The 17,895-nt window shown below is 60.0% G+C and carries 17 protein-coding genes; 10 read left to right on the top strand and 7 right to left on the bottom strand.

The genetic code is table 11. The features are described 5' to 3' along the window. Nucleotides 1-112 precede the first annotated feature (112 nt). The gene (locus KGA82_RS11925; RefSeq protein ID WP_223450436.1) at nt 113-1,033 is read left to right on the top strand and encodes a LysR family transcriptional regulator; all 921 of its coding nucleotides are present in this window, start codon (nt 113-115) and stop codon (nt 1,031-1,033) included. 34 nt (nt 1,034-1,067) lie between these two features. On the opposite strand, the gene KGA82_RS11930 is transcribed toward KGA82_RS11925, so the two are convergent. Continuing rightward, on the bottom strand, nt 1,068-1,316 hold the full coding sequence (locus KGA82_RS11930; protein ID WP_192227370.1) for a transmembrane sensor/regulator PpyR: 249 nt from the start codon (nt 1,314-1,316) through the stop codon (nt 1,068-1,070). 293 nt (nt 1,317-1,609) lie between these two features. Here KGA82_RS11930 and KGA82_RS11935 point away from each other — a divergent pair, with 293 nt between their 5' ends. The 5 genes from KGA82_RS11935 (at nt 1,610) to KGA82_RS11955 (ending at nt 7,178) form a co-directional block, all read left to right on the top strand. Further along, entirely contained in the window at nt 1,610-2,134 is a 525-nt protein-coding gene (locus KGA82_RS11935; protein WP_192227371.1) for a sigma-70 family RNA polymerase sigma factor, read from the top strand. A 4-nt stretch (nt 2,135-2,138) separates the two neighbouring features. Then, complete coding sequence (locus tag KGA82_RS11940; protein WP_223450437.1) at nt 2,139-3,122, top strand: FecR domain-containing protein; 984 nt, start codon at nt 2,139-2,141, stop codon at nt 3,120-3,122. 103 nt (nt 3,123-3,225) lie between these two features. Next, nucleotides 3,226-5,712: a TonB-dependent siderophore receptor gene (locus tag KGA82_RS11945; protein WP_223450438.1), complete on the top strand. Its 2,487-nt coding sequence runs from the start codon at nt 3,226-3,228 to the stop codon at nt 5,710-5,712. Nucleotides 5,713-5,805: 93 nt separating this feature from the next. Continuing rightward, a complete protein-coding gene (locus KGA82_RS11950; RefSeq protein WP_223450439.1) occupies nt 5,806-6,309 on the top strand; it encodes a VOC family protein in 504 nt (167 codons plus the stop codon). A gap of 35 nt (nt 6,310-6,344) precedes the next feature. Then, a complete protein-coding gene (locus KGA82_RS11955; protein ID WP_223450440.1) occupies nt 6,345-7,178 on the top strand; it encodes an AraC family transcriptional regulator in 834 nt (277 codons plus the stop codon). A gap of 8 nt (nt 7,179-7,186) precedes the next feature. On the opposite strand, the gene KGA82_RS11960 is transcribed toward KGA82_RS11955, so the two are convergent. Together KGA82_RS11960 and KGA82_RS11965 are read right to left on the bottom strand one after the other, a co-directional pair. Then, nucleotides 7,187-7,774: a LysE family translocator gene (locus KGA82_RS11960; RefSeq protein WP_207285665.1), complete on the bottom strand. Its 588-nt coding sequence runs from the start codon at nt 7,772-7,774 to the stop codon at nt 7,187-7,189. An 85-nt stretch (nt 7,775-7,859) separates the two neighbouring features. Beyond that, nucleotides 7,860-9,191: a PLP-dependent aminotransferase family protein gene (locus tag KGA82_RS11965; protein ID WP_223450441.1), complete on the bottom strand. Its 1,332-nt coding sequence runs from the start codon at nt 9,189-9,191 to the stop codon at nt 7,860-7,862. Nucleotides 9,192-9,292: 101 nt separating this feature from the next. Here KGA82_RS11965 and KGA82_RS11970 point away from each other — a divergent pair, with 101 nt between their 5' ends. Beyond that, entirely contained in the window at nt 9,293-10,189 is an 897-nt protein-coding gene (locus KGA82_RS11970) for a DMT family transporter (RefSeq protein WP_223450442.1), read from the top strand. 46 nt (nt 10,190-10,235) lie between these two features. Here the strand turns inward: KGA82_RS11970 and KGA82_RS11975 are convergent, their stop codons facing one another. After that, entirely contained in the window at nt 10,236-11,654 is a 1,419-nt protein-coding gene (locus KGA82_RS11975) for an O-antigen ligase family protein (RefSeq protein WP_223450443.1), read from the bottom strand. Between the two features lie 338 nt (nt 11,655-11,992). Between KGA82_RS11975 and KGA82_RS11980 the strand changes: the two genes are divergently transcribed. From KGA82_RS11980 to KGA82_RS11990, 3 genes are read left to right on the top strand one after another with little or no spacing between them, the layout of a single operon-like run. Beyond that, nucleotides 11,993-13,075, top strand: a complete 1,083-nt coding sequence (locus tag KGA82_RS11980; RefSeq protein ID WP_223450444.1) for a bifunctional transcriptional activator/DNA repair enzyme AdaA — start codon at nt 11,993-11,995, stop codon at nt 13,073-13,075. A 31-nt stretch (nt 13,076-13,106) separates the two neighbouring features. Then, a complete protein-coding gene (locus tag KGA82_RS11985) occupies nt 13,107-13,919 on the top strand; it encodes an isocitrate lyase/phosphoenolpyruvate mutase family protein (protein WP_223450445.1) in 813 nt (270 codons plus the stop codon). Nucleotides 13,920-13,924: 5 nt separating this feature from the next. Then, nucleotides 13,925-14,542: a DNA-3-methyladenine glycosylase family protein gene (locus KGA82_RS11990; protein WP_223450446.1), complete on the top strand. Its 618-nt coding sequence runs from the start codon at nt 13,925-13,927 to the stop codon at nt 14,540-14,542. A gap of 130 nt (nt 14,543-14,672) precedes the next feature. Here the strand turns inward: KGA82_RS11990 and KGA82_RS11995 are convergent, their stop codons facing one another. The 3 genes from KGA82_RS11995 to KGA82_RS12005 form a co-directional block, all read right to left on the bottom strand. Beyond that, complete coding sequence (locus KGA82_RS11995; RefSeq protein WP_008038211.1) at nt 14,673-15,770, bottom strand: extracellular solute-binding protein; 1,098 nt, start codon at nt 15,768-15,770, stop codon at nt 14,673-14,675. Between the two features lie 2 nt (nt 15,771-15,772). Beyond that, complete coding sequence (aguA, locus tag KGA82_RS12000; protein ID WP_223414484.1) at nt 15,773-16,882, bottom strand: agmatine deiminase; 1,110 nt, start codon at nt 16,880-16,882, stop codon at nt 15,773-15,775. Nucleotides 16,883-16,982: 100 nt separating this feature from the next. Then, nucleotides 16,983-17,867 (bottom strand): LysR substrate-binding domain-containing protein, encoded by an 885-nt coding sequence (locus tag KGA82_RS12005; protein WP_008038204.1) that lies wholly within the window; start codon nt 17,865-17,867, stop codon nt 16,983-16,985. Nucleotides 17,868-17,895 lie beyond the last annotated feature (28 nt).

Below are 17,895 nucleotides of genomic sequence, written 5' to 3' on the forward strand. Positions count from 1 at the left end.
AGCGTGTTCCTTGTGTGCAGTGGGGGTAGGCACAAGGTACGCAGGAAGATTGCCCGGAAAAATGCCCTCGTGTTACAAGCACTATGAAACGCTCTTTCATAATGGCACCGCGATGAATCACGATCCTTTCGATGGCTTGACCGAGTTTCTGGCGGTGGCCGAGCACAAGAGTTTCACCCTCGCCGCGACGCGGTTGGCAGTCACCCCCACGGCTGTCAGCCATGCGATCAAATTGCTCGAGCGCCGTACGGGTGTGTTGCTGTTCCAGCGCACCACACGCCGGGTGGCGTTGACTGAAGCCGGGGCCAGCCTGTTTGCGCGGTTGCGGCCTGCGGCCAGTGAAATCGATGAGGCGCTGGCGGTACTCAGCGGCTTTCGCGACCAGCCCATGGGCACGCTGCGCCTCACTGCACCGAGGCTGTCCGGGGCCTTGTTGATTGAGCCGCTGATTCCGCTGTTTCGCGAGGCTTATCCGCAAGTCACCCTCGACATCTCCCTTGATGACGCCACGGTGGACCTGATGGCTGGCGGTTTCGATGCCGGGATCCGCCTGGGCGAGTCCATCGAAAAAGACATGGTCGCAGTGCGCCTCACGCCGGATCTGCAATGGTCGGTGGTGGGTGCGCCGGAGTACTTCGCCAAGGCAGGCAAACCGGCCAGCCCTGAGGACCTGACCCGTCATCAATGCATCGGCTTTCGCTTTTCGACCTCGGGGAGCGCGCACCGCTGGGAGTTTCGCCGCGAGGGGCGCGATTTTACCGTGGGTGTCGAGGGTGGCGTGATCGTCAATGATCGAAGGTTGCTGGTGGCGGCCGCCCGTAGCGGTTCGGGCCTGGCGTATGCCTGTGATCTGGAAATCGCCGATGAGTTGGCGGACGGCCGACTGGAGCGGGTGCTGCAACCGTTCGTGCCACTGAGTTCGGCGCTGTACCTGTATTTCCCCGGCAGAACCCAGACTCAACCGAAGTTGCGCGCCTTTATCGACCTGGCCACCCGCTGGATCGCCGAACAGGGTGGTCTGGGACGAGGCTAGCGTCTCGGCACAAGCAAAATACCGGTCTGATGCCTCAAACCGCTGCGGTGACCAAACCTTTGCCCATCCGATGCTGGGCCAGCAGGCGCATGACATAGCCGATCTTGATCAGGGTAGGCCCGATGATGGTCATGGCATGCATCGCGACCAACACCACGATCGGCAGGTGTCCGGCGTAGAGATAAGCGCCGTAGATGCCTGCCAGCAACAGCGCCAGGCCCGCGCCCAACATGTTGCTAGACAGGTGCAAGACATTCTGAGGATTGCTGAAGTAAGCGAACATATTTCCGTACTCCCGAATCAGACCAGTTGTACGTTTGTTACTTCAGGTTTCGTGCCAGTTTTTTAAGCTATAAAAATCAACACGCTGCGACGAAGGCAGTCAATTTGACCTGACACCAGAACAGTCAATACGACTACGGAAAGAGTCAATTTGACTTCACCAAGGCCTTCTGCCTGTCCATACACCCTAAAAGCAAACCAATATCATTTGCACGCAGCTAAACCTTTTGTTTTAATCGCGACCAATTCTTATTTGCACCAACGGCGCCTGTCGCCCATGGATATCTGTTCACGATGATGGTCGCCGATTCTTCCAGCGTTCAGAACCTCTACGTCACGCATCACCGCTGGCTGCATGAGCTGCTGCGCCGGCGCTTGAGCAATGCGTTCGATGCTGCCGACCTGGCCCATGACACCTTTATCCGCGTGCTCAAGCGCCCTCAAGTGTTCGATTGCGAAAGTCGCGAGCGCTCCTACCTGGCGACCATTGCCCGTGGCTTGTGCATCGATCACTGGCGCCGTCGGCAGCTGGAACAGGCGTGGCTGGAAACGCTGGCGGCACGCCCGCAGGCGGTTCAACCGTCGCCGGAACAACGGGCAATCATCGTCGAGACCTTGTATGAAGTGGACGCCATGCTGCTGCGCCTGCCAAAGAATGTGCGCGACGCGTTCATCCTCGCCCAGTTGCATGGCCTGCCCTACCGCGCCATCGCCGAAGAAATCGGTGTGTGCGAGCGCATGGTGAAAAAGTACCTGGCACAGGCGCTGATGCACTGCGCGATGCTTGAGGCCGAGCTCGATGGCCTGTTGATCGAGTAGCGCCATGCCCGCCCCCTCTTCCAACTCGATCAGCCATGCCAGCCTCGAACAAGCGGCGCAATGGTATGTGCAACTCAACGATCAGCACGTCGGCGATCAGGAACGTCAGCGCTGGCAAGCCTGGCTGGCGCAAAGTGGCGATCATCAGGCGGCCTGGCGCTATGTCGAGCGTGTTGGCCAGCGCTTCGCCGCGCTACAGGATGATCACCCGCAGGCCGCCGGTCTTGTGCTGCGTAATACCGCGCGCTCGCCGATCAGCCGTCGGCAGACAGTCAAGAGCCTGCTCATTCTCGCATCGGGCGGGCTACTGGGCTGGAACGCCTGGCGGGAATCTTCGCTGCCGGACGTTCTGGGCCGATGGACCGCCGATCTTTCTACGGGCACCGGCGAAACCCGGGAAAGCCTCCTGAGCGATGGCAGCCGCATCTGGCTCAACGCCCTCAGCGCGCTGAATGTGCGTTTCGACACCACGCAACGTCTGCTGCTGTTGAATGCCGGGGAAGTGTTGATTGATACCGCCAAGGACAGCAGCCGAGCCTTTCTGGTGCAAACCACCGAAGGCCGGATGCGCGCGCTCGGCACTCGTTTCAGCGTGCGCCAGGAACAACAGCGGACGCTGCTGAACGTCTACGAAGGCGCGGTCGAAGTTCGAACCACGGCGGGCCAGGTGCAGGTGGTCGAGGCCGGACGACAATTGGCGTTCACGCAAAACCACACGCCGCCTTCCACCGAAGCAGCGGCGGGCCGCGAAGCCTGGCGCCGCGGTCTGTTGCTGGCGGACAACCTGCCGCTGGGGCAGTTGATCGAAGAATTGAGCCGCTACCGACCGGGGCATCTGGCGTGCGACCCGGCCATCGCCGGTTTGCCGGTGATGGGCTCGTTTCCGCTCAAGGACACCGATCAAGCCTTGCGCCTGCTGGAAGCGGCGCTACCAATACGCGTCGAAAAAACCATGGACTGGTGGGTCAACGTCGCGCCGAAAGCGTGAACCAAAGATATTTCAACGCCACAGTTCCCTTTTGGGTTTTTCGTTCGGTTAACCCTGTGAAGCACTTCAATTGCCGCTCGATCTGATTCCAGGGAACACCCTTTTGCGCGACTCCTTCGCTCGCACTCGTTTTGCCTTGCGTCCGTTGGCACTGGCCCTTCCGGTCGCGCTGCTGAGTCTTGCCCCGGCCCTCGCCCACGCCGGAACAACCGGCACCAGTGAACAGTCAGGCAGCCAGAAGCGTTATTACACGATCGCTGCTGGCTCGTTAGTCAGCGCACTCAACCGTTTCGCCGAACAGGCGGGGATATTCCTCGCCGGCCGCAACGATCTGGCGAGTGATAAATACAGCCCGGGGCTCGAAGGCGAATTCACCGTGCAACAGGGCTTGCAGCGACTGTTGCAAGGCAGTGGCTTGCAAGCCCAGCCTCAGGGCGACCGCGGCTATGTCCTGCAGGTTGCCCCCGCAACGAATGGGCCGCTGGAACTGGGCACCACCAACGTTTCCGGCCGGGCGCTCGGCGCCATCACCGAAGACAGCCACGCCTACACCCTCGGATCGACCTCTTCAGCCACCGGGCTGTCGCTGTCCTTGCGTGAAACCCCGCAGTCGGTGTCGGTCATCACCCGCCAGCAATTGGACGACCAGGGCTCCACCAGCATCGCCGACGCCCTGCGCCGTGTGCCCGGCGTCAGTGTGCAGAACTACGACAGCGAGCGCTGGGAGTTTTCCAGCCGTGGCCTGCCGATCACCAACTTCCAGTACGACGGCGTCAACACCGACTACGACGGCGTCTACGATTACGGCACCACCAGCACCGACATGGCGACCTTCGACCGCGTCGAGATCATCAAGGGCGCCACCGGGCTGATGACCGGCTCAGGGGATCCTTCGGCCACCGTCAACCTGATCCGCAAGCGCCCGACCAAAGCATTCAAGGCCTCGATCACCGGCGCCGTCGGCTCCTGGGACAACTATCGCAGCACCGGCGATATTGCCGGCCCACTGACGGAGAGCGGCAACGTGCGCGGGCGTTTCGTCGGGGCGTATCAAGACCGCAGCGCGTACCTGGACAACTACCGCAACACCCGCGACATCGCCTACGGCATCCTCGAAGCCGACCTGACGCCGGGCACTCTCGTGACCTTCGGTATCGACCAGCAAAATACCCGCTCCCGTGGCGCCAGCTGGACCGGTTTCCCGATGTACAACAGCGACGGTTCGCGCACGCATTTTTCCCGCTCGTTCAACCCGGCTACCGACTGGAGCCGGCGTGATTTCACCAACCAGACGATCTTCGCCTCGGTGGAACAGCAACTGGCGAATGACTGGAAGCTGAAGGTCAGCTACGACCGCAAACATCGCCAGCACGACACCTTCCTCGCCTCGGCCAGCGGCGGCAATCCGGACCCGCTCACCGGCAACGGCATGTTCATGTACATGGGCCGGTTCAAGGGCGACCAGTTGCAGGACAACCTCGACGTCAATTTCACCGGCCCGTTCAGCCTGCTGGGTCGCGAGCACGAGTTGATCGCCGGTTTCATGTCGATGCACACGCGCCAGGACATCCCGGTGCACGGTTCGGTCTACCCGCCCCTCGACGGCAGCATCTACGACTGGCGCGGCGAGTTCGCGAAACCGGACATTGCCAGGGTCGGCGACAACGACATCGACCAGCGCCAGACCGGTGCCTACTTGGCCACCCGGCTCAAGCCAACCGACGACCTGGCGCTGATCCTCGGCGCCCGGGTCAGCCGCTTCACTGCCAGCGATGAGCTGGACTACAGCGACCCGACCACCAAGGATGTGCGCGACAGCTATCGCCAGACCGGCGTGGTCACCCCGTATGCCGGGCTGGTCTACGACCTCGACGATACCTGGTCGGTGTACACCAGCTACACCAGCATTTATCAGCCGCAGATGAGCAAGGATGCCGAGCGCAAACTGCTCGACCCGGTGGAAGGCGACAGCTACGAGGCCGGGCTCAAGGCCGAATTCCTTGACGGGCGCTTGAACGCCAGTTTCGCGGTGTTCCGCATCGAGCAAGACAACGTTGCCGAGTACGTCAGCGGTGTCGATACCGAGTCGGTGTACCGCCCGGTGCAAGGCGCGACGACCAAAGGCTTTGAAGTCGAAGTGGCGGGTGAAGTGATGGAAGGCTGGAATCTGTCGGCCGGCTACAGCTACAACCACACCCGCGATGCCAAGGGCGATTTCGTCTACGGCTCGATCCTGCAAACCACCGCGCCGGAACAAGTGGTACGGGTGTTCAGCACCTACCGGCTGTCAGGGGCACTGGAAAAACTCACCGTCGGCGGCGGGGTGAACTGGCAGAGCGAATTCTTCGGCAATGTGTTCCAGCCCAACCCCGACGACCCGGTCAACTTCGGCCAGTCTTCGAAAATCACCCAGCAAAGCTATGCCCTGGTGGACGTCATGGCGCGTTACCGCTTCAACGACCACCTGAGCACCACGCTGAACGTGAAGAACCTCTTCGACCAGACCTATTACACCGGGCTCGGTAACTTTGGCACCGGGTTTTACGGCGAGCCTCGCAACGTGCAACTGACCACCCGCTGGGATTTCTGATTGGTAACTTGTCGATCTGCGGTACTTCCGGGCCCCTCCCGGCTGACTACGCTGAAAGTTCAGCACGAGTGAACCGTGGAGAGGATTACCGCCATGCAACGCGTTCAGAAGCTCACGCCCTGCCTGTGGTTCGACGATCAGGCGGAGGACGCCGCGAAGTTTTACTGCTCGGTGTTCGATCATTCAAAAATCACCGCCACGACCTACTATGGCCACGCCGGTTTCGATTTGCATGGCCGCCCTGAAGGCTCGGTCATGACGGTCAGCTTCGAGCTCGACGGACAGAGTTTCACCGGCCTCAACGGTGGCCCAATGTTCAAGTTCAGCGAGGCGATCTCGTTTCAGGTCAATTGCCAGACCCAGGAGGAAGTCGATCACTTCTGGGGCGCCCTCAGCGCGGGGGGCGTCCCTCAGGCCCAGCAATGCGGCTGGCTCAAGGACAAATTCGGCCTGTCGTGGCAAATCGTGCCAATCGCCCTGATGAACATGATGAAAGACCCCGACACGGCAAAATCACAGCGCGCCATGGAGGCGATGCTGCAAATGAAAAAACTCGATATCGCTGCACTGCAACGAGCCTTTGACGGCGAGAGCTAATACACTCCGGTGCTGACCTGCCGAGGACACCGACGATGAAGCCCACCGCTGGCAAAGACGCTGACAAGGCCCCCCGCTTCTGGCGTGACGATGCCCTGCCCTTCATTGAAGCCCGCTCCATCGCCGATGGGCGCGAGGTCTGTTACACCCGGCATGCCCATGAGCACTTTTCCATCGGCGCGATTACCGCCGGGCGCAGTACCTATATCCATGAACAATCGGAGTTTGAGGTCAGCGCCGGCACCGTAGTGCTGATGAATCCCGGCGACGTCCACGCCTGCAATCCAATCAATGACCAGCCGTGGTCGTACTTGATGTTGTACGTCGATACGCCGTGGCTTACCGACTTGCAGCATCAGCTCGGGTTCAGCAGCGACTTGGCGTTTCGGCGGTTTTCCATCACCCATACGTCTGACGCCAGCCTGTTTGCCGGCCTGAAGGCGTTATTTGAAACACTGGTCGACAGCGAGCAGGACGTGCTGAGCAAACACAGCGCGGCGGTCGAGTTTTTTACCGACGTGCAGCAACGCCTCAACCCCGGCGATCAACCGCTGCGCGAGCCCAATTTCAAACTGGAGCGCGCGGCTGACTACATCCGCGACAACTGCACGAAAATGCTCAAGCTCGAAGACATTTGCGACGCTGCGCAACTGTCGCCGTCCTACCTGATCCGCGCCTTCAAACAGCATTACGGCATGACGCCCCACGCGTTTCTGGTCAACCGACGCATCCAGTTTGCCCAGGATCGACTGCGCAGCGGCAAGCTGATCGCTGACGTGGCGCTGGAAGCCGGGTTTGCCGATCAGGCGCATTTTCAGCGGGCGTTCAAACAGCATCTGGCGGCGACACCGGGGCAGTATCGCGGCTGAATGATCGATCAGGGCAGCAACAGGTAAATCGCACTCATCGCCAGCAACAGCGCCATGATCCGGTTGAACACGCGCATCCCCGCCGGGTTGTTCAGATAGCCGCGCAGAAAAGTCCCGGCGTACGCCCAGCAACCGACGGACAGGTAGCAGATCACCAGATACACCGCGGCAAACTGCCAGACCAGCCGCGCCTCGCCATCGGCGACAAACGCGCCCATGCCGGCCACACAGGCCAGCCAGGCTTTCGGGTTGAGCCACTGCATGACCGCGCCGTACACCATCGACGGCGCCCGCCCCGACTCCTTCGCGTCGAGTTGCCCGTTGTCCGCCGCCAGTTTCCACGCCATGAACAACAGAAACGCCACGCCGGCCAGTTGCACCACCCGCGTCAGCGCCGGCCATGCCTGCAACACTTCATGCAGCCCCAACCCCATCAACACCAGCAGCAACACAAAACCCAGCGTTGCGCCGACCACGTGGCGCTGACTGGCGCGAAAACCGAACTGCGCGCCGGAACTCAACGCAACAATGTTGACCGGCCCCGGCGTAATCGAGGCCACCAGGGCAAACGCCGCCATCGAAATAATCAGACTCATTGCATACCTTCTTCAATTCAGTTGAACCAGGCCTCACGGTAAGGCGCGGGCTGGTCCGCGTATTGAAGAAAACTGCCCAACCGTTCTAGGAATAAGCCCCCACCACCCGCTTCACCTTGATCAACGCTGCCCGAAGAGAATCCATGTCCACCGACCCCAGCGCCAACCGGATCGCATGGGGCACGTTGGCAGCGACGGAAAAGGGTTCGGCGGTGGAAACGGCCACTTGCTCTTGTATCAACTCCACGGCGATCTGGTCCGCCCTGGCGTCCTCCGCCAGAGGCAGCCACAAAAAGTAGGAAGAAGGATGAGTGATGCAGGGCAGCCCTTTCAGAAGCTCCGCAGCCAGGGCTTGCCGAGCCTGTGCATCCGCGCGCTTTTGCGCCTCAAGCTTGCTGACGGTTCCATCGTCGAGCCATGCGCAGGCAATCGCGGTCATCACGCCAGGCGTATTCCAGGTAGTCGCCCGGATCACGCGTTCCAGTGCCGGGACCTTATCAGCCGGCGCGGCAACGAAGCCGACACGCAGGCCGGTGGCGACGTTCTTCGAAAAACCTGAAACGTAGACCGTCCTTTCCGGCGCCAATTGGGCCACTGGTGGCGGCGGGTCAGAGGCGAGAAACGCGTACGCGGCGTCCTCGATGATCAATAGGTCGTGGGCGCGCGCTATCGATACGAGCTGGTTCCGCCACGCTGCGTCCATCACCCAGCCCAGCGGGTTGTGCAGGGTCGGCATGGTGTAGACGGCCCGCACCGAACGACGCCGGCAGAGCGTGTCGAGTGCATCGAGATCGGGGCCGGTCTCGGTGACGGGAATGGGCACGATTTCCAGGTGCAACGCTTGCGCCAGCACTTTGAAACCCGAGTAGGTCAACGCATCTGCCGCGATCACATCGCCCGGTTTCAGCAGCGCCATCATCGTCACCGCCAAACCATGCTGGGCACCGCTGACGATCAATACCTGCCCGGCCTCTACGCTCAGCCCTCGCGTGCACAAATGACTGGCGACCGACGCGCGCTCATGCAGGCGCCCGCCATGCGGCTGGTAGCGCAGATGGGATTCCAGATCGCCGGACAACGCGAGCTGACGCAAGGCGTTGCGCAACAGATCGGCCTGACCGGGTAATGAGGGGTAGTTAAAATTCAGGTCCATCACGCCCGCGGCCACTTCGGGTTGATCAACGCCATGACCAGGCGGCAGCGACGTCTCCCGAACGAACGTGCCCCGCCCGGTTTCCCCACTCACCAGCCCCATCGCCTCAAGCTCTGCATACACCCGGCTGGCCGTGACCAGGGCCAGACCTTCTGACTCGGCCAACTGGCGGTGCGTGGGCAAGCGAGTGCCCGGCGGCAAACGTCCGCAACGGATATCAGTGGCAAAGGAATCAACCAGCGACTTGTATCGGGAGCGCGGCATCTCGAGATGTATCCATGACAATTTTTTGATTGTCTTTATAGTCAGCCATACGATGCGCTCAAGGCAACCCGCCGCGAAAACAATTATCGAGTGTGACCTCAATGGAACGCGTATCGAACCTGCATATCGAGCCCCGGGAAAAGACCACCAGCGGGTGGATCAACGGGTTGATCGGCGTAGTGATCTTCAGCGGCTCGCTGCCGGCCACGCGAGTGGCAGTGCTGGAATTCGACCCGGTTTTCCTGACCGTCGCCCGTGCAACCATTGCTGGCGTACTGGCGCTATGCATGCTGTGGCTGTTCAAGGAAAAGCGCCCTGCAAAGAGCCAACTGTTGCCGCTGTTCATCGTGGCCATGGGCGTGGTGGTCGGCTTTCCACTGTTGACGGCGCTGGCGTTGCAATACGTGACGTCGGCGCACTCGATCGTCTTCGTCGGCTTGCTGCCGCTCGCGACCGCCGTGTTCGGCGTGATCCGCGGTGGTGAGCGGCCGCGGCCGGTATTCTGGTTTTTCTCGGTGCTGGGCAGCCTGCTGGTGGTGGGATTTGCTGCCTCACAAGGCCTGACCGCCTCACCTGAAGGCGACATCCTGATGCTGCTGGCCATCCTCGCGTGCGGTCTGGGTTATGCCGAAGGGGCGAAACTGTCCAGAACACTGGGCGGCTGGCAGGTGATTTGCTGGGCGCTGGTGCTGTCGCTGCCGGTGATGGCGCTGTTGACCTGGTGGCTCGCCCCCGCATCGTTCTCCGGGATCAGCACACCGGCCTGGTTCAGCCTGGGTTACGTGTCGCTGTTCAGCATGCTGATCGGCTTTGTTTTCTGGTATCGCGGGCTGGCTCAGGGCGGGATTGCCGCGGTCGGACAGCTTCAGCTCCTGCAGCCGTTTTTTGGCCTGGCGCTGGCGGCGACCTTGCTTCACGAGCAGGTCAGCATCGGCATGCTGGCGGTGACCCTTGCCGTGATCCTGTGTGTTGCCGGGGCGAAAAAATTCGCCAAGTAATTGATAAGAAGTGCTGGAACCGAGCCCGACCATAACGATATAGACTTCACTGACGCGATGCATTCATCAGAACAAAAAACCGTTTTTCTATCGCCACAGCGGTTATTACGAGGTACATCATAAAGACTGGCTGACGAAGTATGAAATGCGCTCCGGAAAACACTATTAATGCAAGGAGCAACACGAGTGAAAATGGGTCTCTTGCTTTAACCGCACCAGCAACCAACCATAAAAACATTACGCCGAATAGAGCTACCCCTACCACGCCCACTTGGGTAAGCATATCCAGTAATAGATTGTGAGCCTCATGCTTTTGGCCAGATATATCCAGATAGGAAAACGCCCCTGGCCCATGGCCAAATATTGGCGACAACTTCCAAACATCCAATGCATGTACCCACAACGCTTTCCGCACGTCTACTTTATTAGGGTCCAACCCTACTCCAAATGCGGAATCAGATCGCCCGAAAGCAGGCGCTACTGGATCTGTTTGACTTACAGCATATTGTCTACTGACGCCATTGCCATCAAACTCATGACCGGCTTTATCAAGGTGGTTTTCCGTTTGTATCGATTGCTCAAACACACCGTTCTTGACCTGATCAACTCTTATAACCGGATCGGAAGACAGGGATTTAATTTGCGTCTGAACGGTATCGAAAAAGGGTTGACCCACTCCATCAAAAAAACATTTGAAAAAAACAAACGCGAGCAAGAACGCCATGAGCATGGTGGTGAAAAATCTCCAATTAATGTTTTTCAACCAACACGAGACCAACACTGTCAGCACCGGAATCCCGATGCACCACGCCAGGAGCAGTGCATCGCTTCTGACACAAAAACCTAGAAAAAATAGAAACCAGAGAAATACGAACATCTTTACGATCCGCACCTTTGACCAGTGCTGAGCTTGAGAAATAGCCGCCAACCAAAACGGAAGCGGGAGCAGAAAAAGTGCAAGCTGGTTAGGGTTCACCGACCAGGCCGCTACCCGAGAAGGGTAAAAATCTGTATTGACCCCCAACCTGCCTGACAGCCAAATATCTCCTGAAAAAAATAACGACAGAGGAATAAACAGTAGAAAAACAGGGATAGTAACCATTGCCCGAATGTACCTGTGAAACTCATACCTCTCCAAATCGGCAGCACAACCCAACACCACCATCGTAAAACACGCCACATAAAGATAAGCAGCGCCCGTGTAGACCCAGCCTTCGCCGCGCTCAGAGCCCGTTATAAAACCTGCCAAAGCAGTAACAATAAAAAAAACCCAGAACACCATCAGCGGGTGTTTAAAGTGCGGCAAAAACTTGCTTCTCACAATCAGCACCATCGCCAAGAATAAAACAACAAGTTCCGATACTCCGATAGGCAAACCTGGAATGCGAAGCATTGTTGAAACCGATAAAAAGGCGACCAGCGCCGCAACAACCGGAGCAACTGAAACTAATTTTTCATTAAGCATGGGAGAATGGTTCTCATTGACTAGGCACAGCTGATTTTTCTGGACAGAAAAAAATGCCATGTTCTTAATGCGCGGGGATTTAGGGCAAATCCTAAAAATGAAGGGATTTTTCTTTAATAGCTGTAGGAGTTTTTCCCTCTAGAAAGTGCAGCTATCAGATACATACAGTAAGGCTGCGAAAAACATGACCTATTGGAGAAAGGCCCCGCTCCGTGCCATTGCCTCGGACGCGTACTCGAAAACCGAACTGAACCGCATCGTAGCCTCATCATGATTGACTGGAATTCACTGTCGATTTTCCGGTGGAGCCCCCGGCCAACCCGCCTTATGCTCAGCCCATGAACCTACAAAACGCTGTGCTTCCGCCCCATGCCGAGATGGTCCGCGCCATGCTCGAACGCGATACCGCCTACGAGGGGGTGTTTTTTACTGCAGTCAAAACCACCGGGATCTTTTGCCGCCCCAGTTGCACGGCGCGCAAGCCGAAACCGGAGAATGTCGAATTCTTCGCCCATGCGGATGAGTGCCTGTCCGCCGGTTATCGAGCCTGCCTGCGATGCAAACCGCTGGACGCTGCCGCCATTGCGCCGGACTGGGTGCAAAGGCTGCTCAAGTCGGTGGACGCCGACCCCGAGCGGCGTTGGACCGATGTGCAACTGCTGGCCGAGGGCATTGAGCCGCTGAAACTGCGCCGCTGGTTCAAACAGCATTTCGGCATGACCTTTCATGCATGGTTGCGTACCCGGCGCCTCGGCATGGCACTGGGCGGGATCAGACAAGGCGATTCCATTGACAGCGCGGCGTTCGATTCGGGGTACGAATCGCTGAGTGGATTTCGCGATGCGTTTCAAAAATCCTTCCACATCACGCCGGGCCGCGCGGCCCACAGCGAACCACTGTTGTTCACGCGCCTGACCACCCCGCTGGGGCCGATGATCGCCATGGCCGAACGGCGTGGGCTGGTGCTGCTGGAGTTTCTGGATCGGCCGGCGCTGACCCGCGAAGTCGAGGCGTTGCAGAACCGTTATGGCTACGCGGTGGCGCCCGGTCACAACGCCCACCTTCAGCAAATCGAAGACGAGCTGGCGCACTATTTCGCCGGCAAACTGACCGAATTCAAGGTGCCCCTGCACTTGCCCGGTAGCGAATTCTCGCGGCAAGTCTGGGCCGAACTGGCGAAAATCCCATACGGCCAGACCAGCACCTACGGCACCATCGCCGCGCGGCTGGGCAAGCCCGGCGCCAGTCGCGCCGTGGGCCTGGCCAACGGGCACAACCGCCTTTCGATTGTCTTGCCCTGCCACCGGGTGATCGGTGCAGATGGCTCGCTGACGGGCTATGGTGGAGGACAACCGCGCAAGGCGTTTCTGCTCAGGCTGGAAAAAGCGGCGGTGCAGATCACCCATCAACTCGCGTTCTGATCACTCGGTGTTTTCGTAAGGAAGGAAATCGATGGATACGCTCGACCACTCATTCCACAGGCTGCATCAGGACGGCCTGCTGATTCTCACCAACGTTGCCGATGCCGCCGGGGCCCGCATCGTTGAACAACTGGGCTGCAAAGCCGTGGCCACCAGCAGCGCGGCCGTCGCCTGGGCGCACGGTTACGCAGACGGCAACACCCTGCCGCTCGAACGCCTGGTATCGAGCGTCGAGGCCATCGCCCGCGTGATTTCGCTGCCGTTGACCGTGGACATCGAAGCCGGCTATTCCGATGACGTGGCACGGGTCGCCGAAGTGGTTGAGGCGGTGCTCGCCGCTGGCGCTGTCGGAATCAACATCGAGGACGGTGCTTCGCCGCCCGAGCTGCTGGCGCGCAAGATCGCCATCGCCCGCCAGGTTGCGGAGCGCCGTCAGGTGAAGTTGTTCATCAACGCCCGCACCGACGTGTACCTCAAGGCCTTGGTGCCGGCCGAAGACCGCGTCGCGGAAACACTCAAACGCGCCGCGCTGTATCAAGCGGCCGGGGCGGACGGGCTGTTCGCGGCAGGCGTTTCGGCAGAGTACGAGATTGCCGCGCTGTGCCGTGGCACCACGCTGCCGGTGAACGTACTTGCGTTGCCGGGGTTACCCGCCCCTGAAACGTTAAAAGCGCTGGGTGTACGGCGTTTGAGCGCGGGCTCCGCAATCGCCGAGTTCCTGTACGGCGCCATGGCCGGCCTGGCCAAGGGGTTTCTGGAGACCGGCAAACTCGACAGCAGCCAGCTCAAGGCCTTCACGTACGGGGAAGTGAACGCCCTGCTGAAATCCGTCGGAAACACTTGATCCTCATGCCCGATCCCTATAAGCCCGCGACCCGCTTTCTGGCGTCCATTGACGACGATTGGGCGCGCCATATCGCGACCATCGGCCCTTGCCTGCATCAGCCTCATGCGGCTCGCGACCCGTATGAGTCGCTGGTGCGGGCAATTGCCTATCAGCAACTGCACGCCAGGGCCGGTGATGCGATTGTCGGACGGCTGCTGGCGTTGTTTCCTTCGGCCTCGTTTCCGCGGCCCGAACAGATTCTGGCGAGCGGGTTTGATCAACTGCGCAGTTGCGGCTTTTCCACCGGCAAAATCGCGACCATTCAGGGCATCGCTCAAGCGGCGCTGGACGGCGTAGTGCCGGACTATGCGACGGCGCTGGCCATGGACGATGAGGCGTTGATCGAGCAGTTGATTACCTTGCGCGGCGTTGGGCGCTGGACCGTGGAGATGCTGCTGATCTACAGCCTGGAGCGGCCGGACATCCTGCCGGCGGATGACTTTGGGGTGCGTGAGGGCTATCGGCGGCTGAAGGGCCTGGAGGTGCAGCCGACGCGCAAGCAGATGGTCGAGATCGGCTTGGGGTGGAGTCCTTATCGAACGGTAGCGTCCTGGTATTTGTGGCGGGTGCCAGCCAAATAGTCCGCATTATCGTTCTTTGCCGCCAAGCCGGCCTCGCTCCTACAGGGATTTTGTGAACGCTGGAGATCCCCTGTGGGGGCGAGCCTGCTCGCGACGGCGCCAGCCCATTCAACACATCACTCAAATCCAGTCACAACCCCGACTTCAACCGACTGAACGCCCGAATCAACGCCCGGTTGAACGCCTTGCCATTGTCATTCTTGCTATACAACGAAGCCCGCACCTGCGCCGACGGGTACGTCCCCGGATCATTACGAATCGCCGGGGCGATCAAGTCATCCGCCGCCGTGATCGCATTGGCGTAGTGAATGGTGTCGGTGATTGGCGCAATCACTTGCGGCGTCATCAGGTAATCCATCAACGCCAGCCCGGCCTCGGGATGCGGCGCGTCCTTGGGAATGACCATGGCGTCGAACCAGATCAACGTGCCCTCCTTCGGTATCCGGTAGGTCAACGTGAACGGTTTTTTCGCGGCTTCTGCCTGGCCCGCCGCAATGGCCACGTTGCCATTCCACGACATCGCCACGCAGGTATTGCCATTGGCCAGGTCGCTGATGTTCAGGTCATTGTCGAAGTAACGGATGTACGGCCGGATCTTCGCCAGTTGCTGCTCGGCCAGCTTCAGGTCATCGAGGTTCTGGCGGTTGATGTCCAGCCCCATGTACTTCATCACCGCGGCGAACACCTCGTTGGGATCGTTGAGCAAACTCACACCGCAATCGGCAAATTTCGAGACCACCGCCGGATCGAACAGCATCGCCCAACTGTCCGTTGGCGCCTCCGGCAGGCGCTTTTTGACGGCCTCTTCCTGATAACCCACACCGGTCGTGCCCCAGGCATAAATCCCGGCGTAACGATTGCCCGGATCGAACACCGCCATGTGCTGGCGGAACTCTTCACCGACGCCGGCAAAGTGCGGCAACCGTTGCAGGTTCAAGGTTTGAATGGCACCGCTCTGGATCGCCCTGGACAAATGCTGCCCCGCCGTCAGCACCAGGTCATAACCACTGCGACCGGTGAGCAGTTTGGTCTCGACGGTTTCCAGGGAATCGAAATGATCGGCGATCACATGGATGCCGGTCTTTTTCTCGAAATTGGTCAGGGTATCCGGGGCCAGGTATTCGCCCCAGATGTACAGGTTCACCACCGGTCTGGCGCTGTCGGCGGCCTGCACACACAAGGGTGCAAGCACCAGCAATAACGCTTGAGTCAGTTTGTGCAGGCCCATGATTACACTCCTTTACCAGCGTATTGAGGCATGGTGATGCACGCGACGTTACCGCCGCCGAGCAGGATTTCCCGGGAGTTTTCGATGCCGACGATCTTGTGCTGCGGGAACAGCTCAGCCAGTGTCGCCAGTGCCACCTGATCGTTACGATCACCAAACAACGGCACCACGATCGAGGTGTTGCCGGCGTAGTAGTTGATATACGACGCGCAGATTCTGGTGCCGGCCTGACGGGTGTGGGTGCTGTCTTGCTGGTCCAGACCTTCGGCTTCTTCTGCAGTCCATTCCAGCACGTCGGGTTGTGGCAGTTTGTGTACGATCAACTCGCGGCCACGGCTGTCACGGGTGCTGCGCAGGACGTCGTAGGCTTCCTGATAGATTTCCCATTGCGGGTCATCGCGGTTGTCGGTCCATTGCAGCACCACTTCACCGGGACGCACGAAGCACGCGAGATCGTCGACGTGACCGTCGGTTTCGTCGAACTTGCAACCGCGCGGCAGCCAGATGACTTGCTCGGCGCCGAGGTAGTCCGTCAGCCGCCGGGTGACTTCTTCCTTGCCCAGGTGCTGATTGCGATTGCGGTTGAGCAGGCATTGTTCGGTGGTGAGGATGCTGCCCTGGCCGTCGCTCTGGATGCCGCCGAGTTCGGCGATCAGCGGTGCGCGGTAACGGTCGAAACGTTCGATTTCGAGGATCTTGCTGGCGATCTGGTCGTCCTTGTCCCACGGGTAGTACAAGCCGCCATCGAGGCCGCCGTACGCGTTGAACTCGAAGTCGACGCCGCGTACTTCGCCGCTGGCGTCATTCACCACAAAGCATGGACCGCTGTCCCGGAACCAGGTGTCGTTGCAGGTCATTTCCACCACGCGCACTTGCGGCGGCAACTGCCGGCGCGCCGTGGCGAATTGCGCGGCGGAGGCACACACGGTGACCGGTTCACTTTGAGAGATGGCGGTGACGATCTGCACCCAGACTTTCTGCGCCGGCTTGGCCCCGTTGCGCCAGACATCGGTGCGCTCCGGCCAGCCGAGCCAGCAACCGGCCTTGGTTTCGAATTCGCCGGGCAGGCGGAAGCCGTCTTGTTTTGGGGTGGTGTCGAGCGAACGTGCCATGGTCAAACCTCGTTGACGGGGATTGGAATGACCACAGGCTAAGGTCGTCGGCGCCCTCCTCGCCAACGATGATTATTGCGGAATACTTGAATTCAACTCATCAATCGATCAGCTGATCGTTGAACCATTCGAGCATCTGCGCCACAGCCGGACGCTCCAGGCGCACTCGTTCACACACCAGCGCGTATTGGCCCAGCGCAGTCATGCTTGAGGTAAACGGCCGGACCAGTCGACCGCTGAGCAAGTCTTCCTGCGCCGTGAGGTTATCGCCCATGGCCACGCCCTGTCCTTGGGCCGCGGCTTCCAGCGCCAGGCCGGCATGGGCGAAATACAACTGTCGTTCGGGGCGTAGATCGCCGGCATGACTGGTGAGCCAGGCGGTCCAGGTCTTGCCGTCCTGATCGTCGTGCAGCAGGCAGTGGCGCGCCAGGTCCTTCGGGGTTTTCAGGGCACCTTGGTTGAACAGGCCGGGGCTGCACACCGGGAAAAACTGCAATGCCGGCAACGGTCGAACGAAGTACGCGCTGCTGTCCACCGGGCCGGTGCCGTAGGTGATCGCAAGGTCGATGTCTTCCCCCGGCGCGGTGGCGTCGATGGGTTGTTCGTAGAGGTGCAAGGTGATATGCGGATAGCGCGCGTAGAAATCCGTGAGGCGACGCATCAACCACTTTTGCGCCAGCTCGGCCGTCACCGCCAGGCGCAACACCGCCAGCGACGACGGATCGCGCAGTTCATCGCAGGCTTCACCAATCAGTTCGAAGGCTTGCTGCAGGCTTTGCATCAGGCGCCCGGCGGCCATGGTCGGACGGATTTGCCGGCCTTCGCGGATGAACAGCGACACGCCCAGTTGTTCTTCGAGCTGGCGGATCTGATGGCTGACGGCGCTGTCGGTGACGCACAACTCTGCGGCGGCCCGACCGAAGTGGGCGTGGCGGGCGGCGCATTCGAAGGTTTTGAGGGCTGCAAGGGAAGGTAGTCGTCGCATGAGTCGGTTCCCGATTCGAGGTGCTCAT

This window comes from Pseudomonas sp. BF-RE-22 (genome assembly GCF_019956155.1).
In the GTDB taxonomy this organism is placed as follows: Bacteria; Pseudomonadota; Gammaproteobacteria; order Pseudomonadales; family Pseudomonadaceae; genus Aquipseudomonas; species Aquipseudomonas migulae.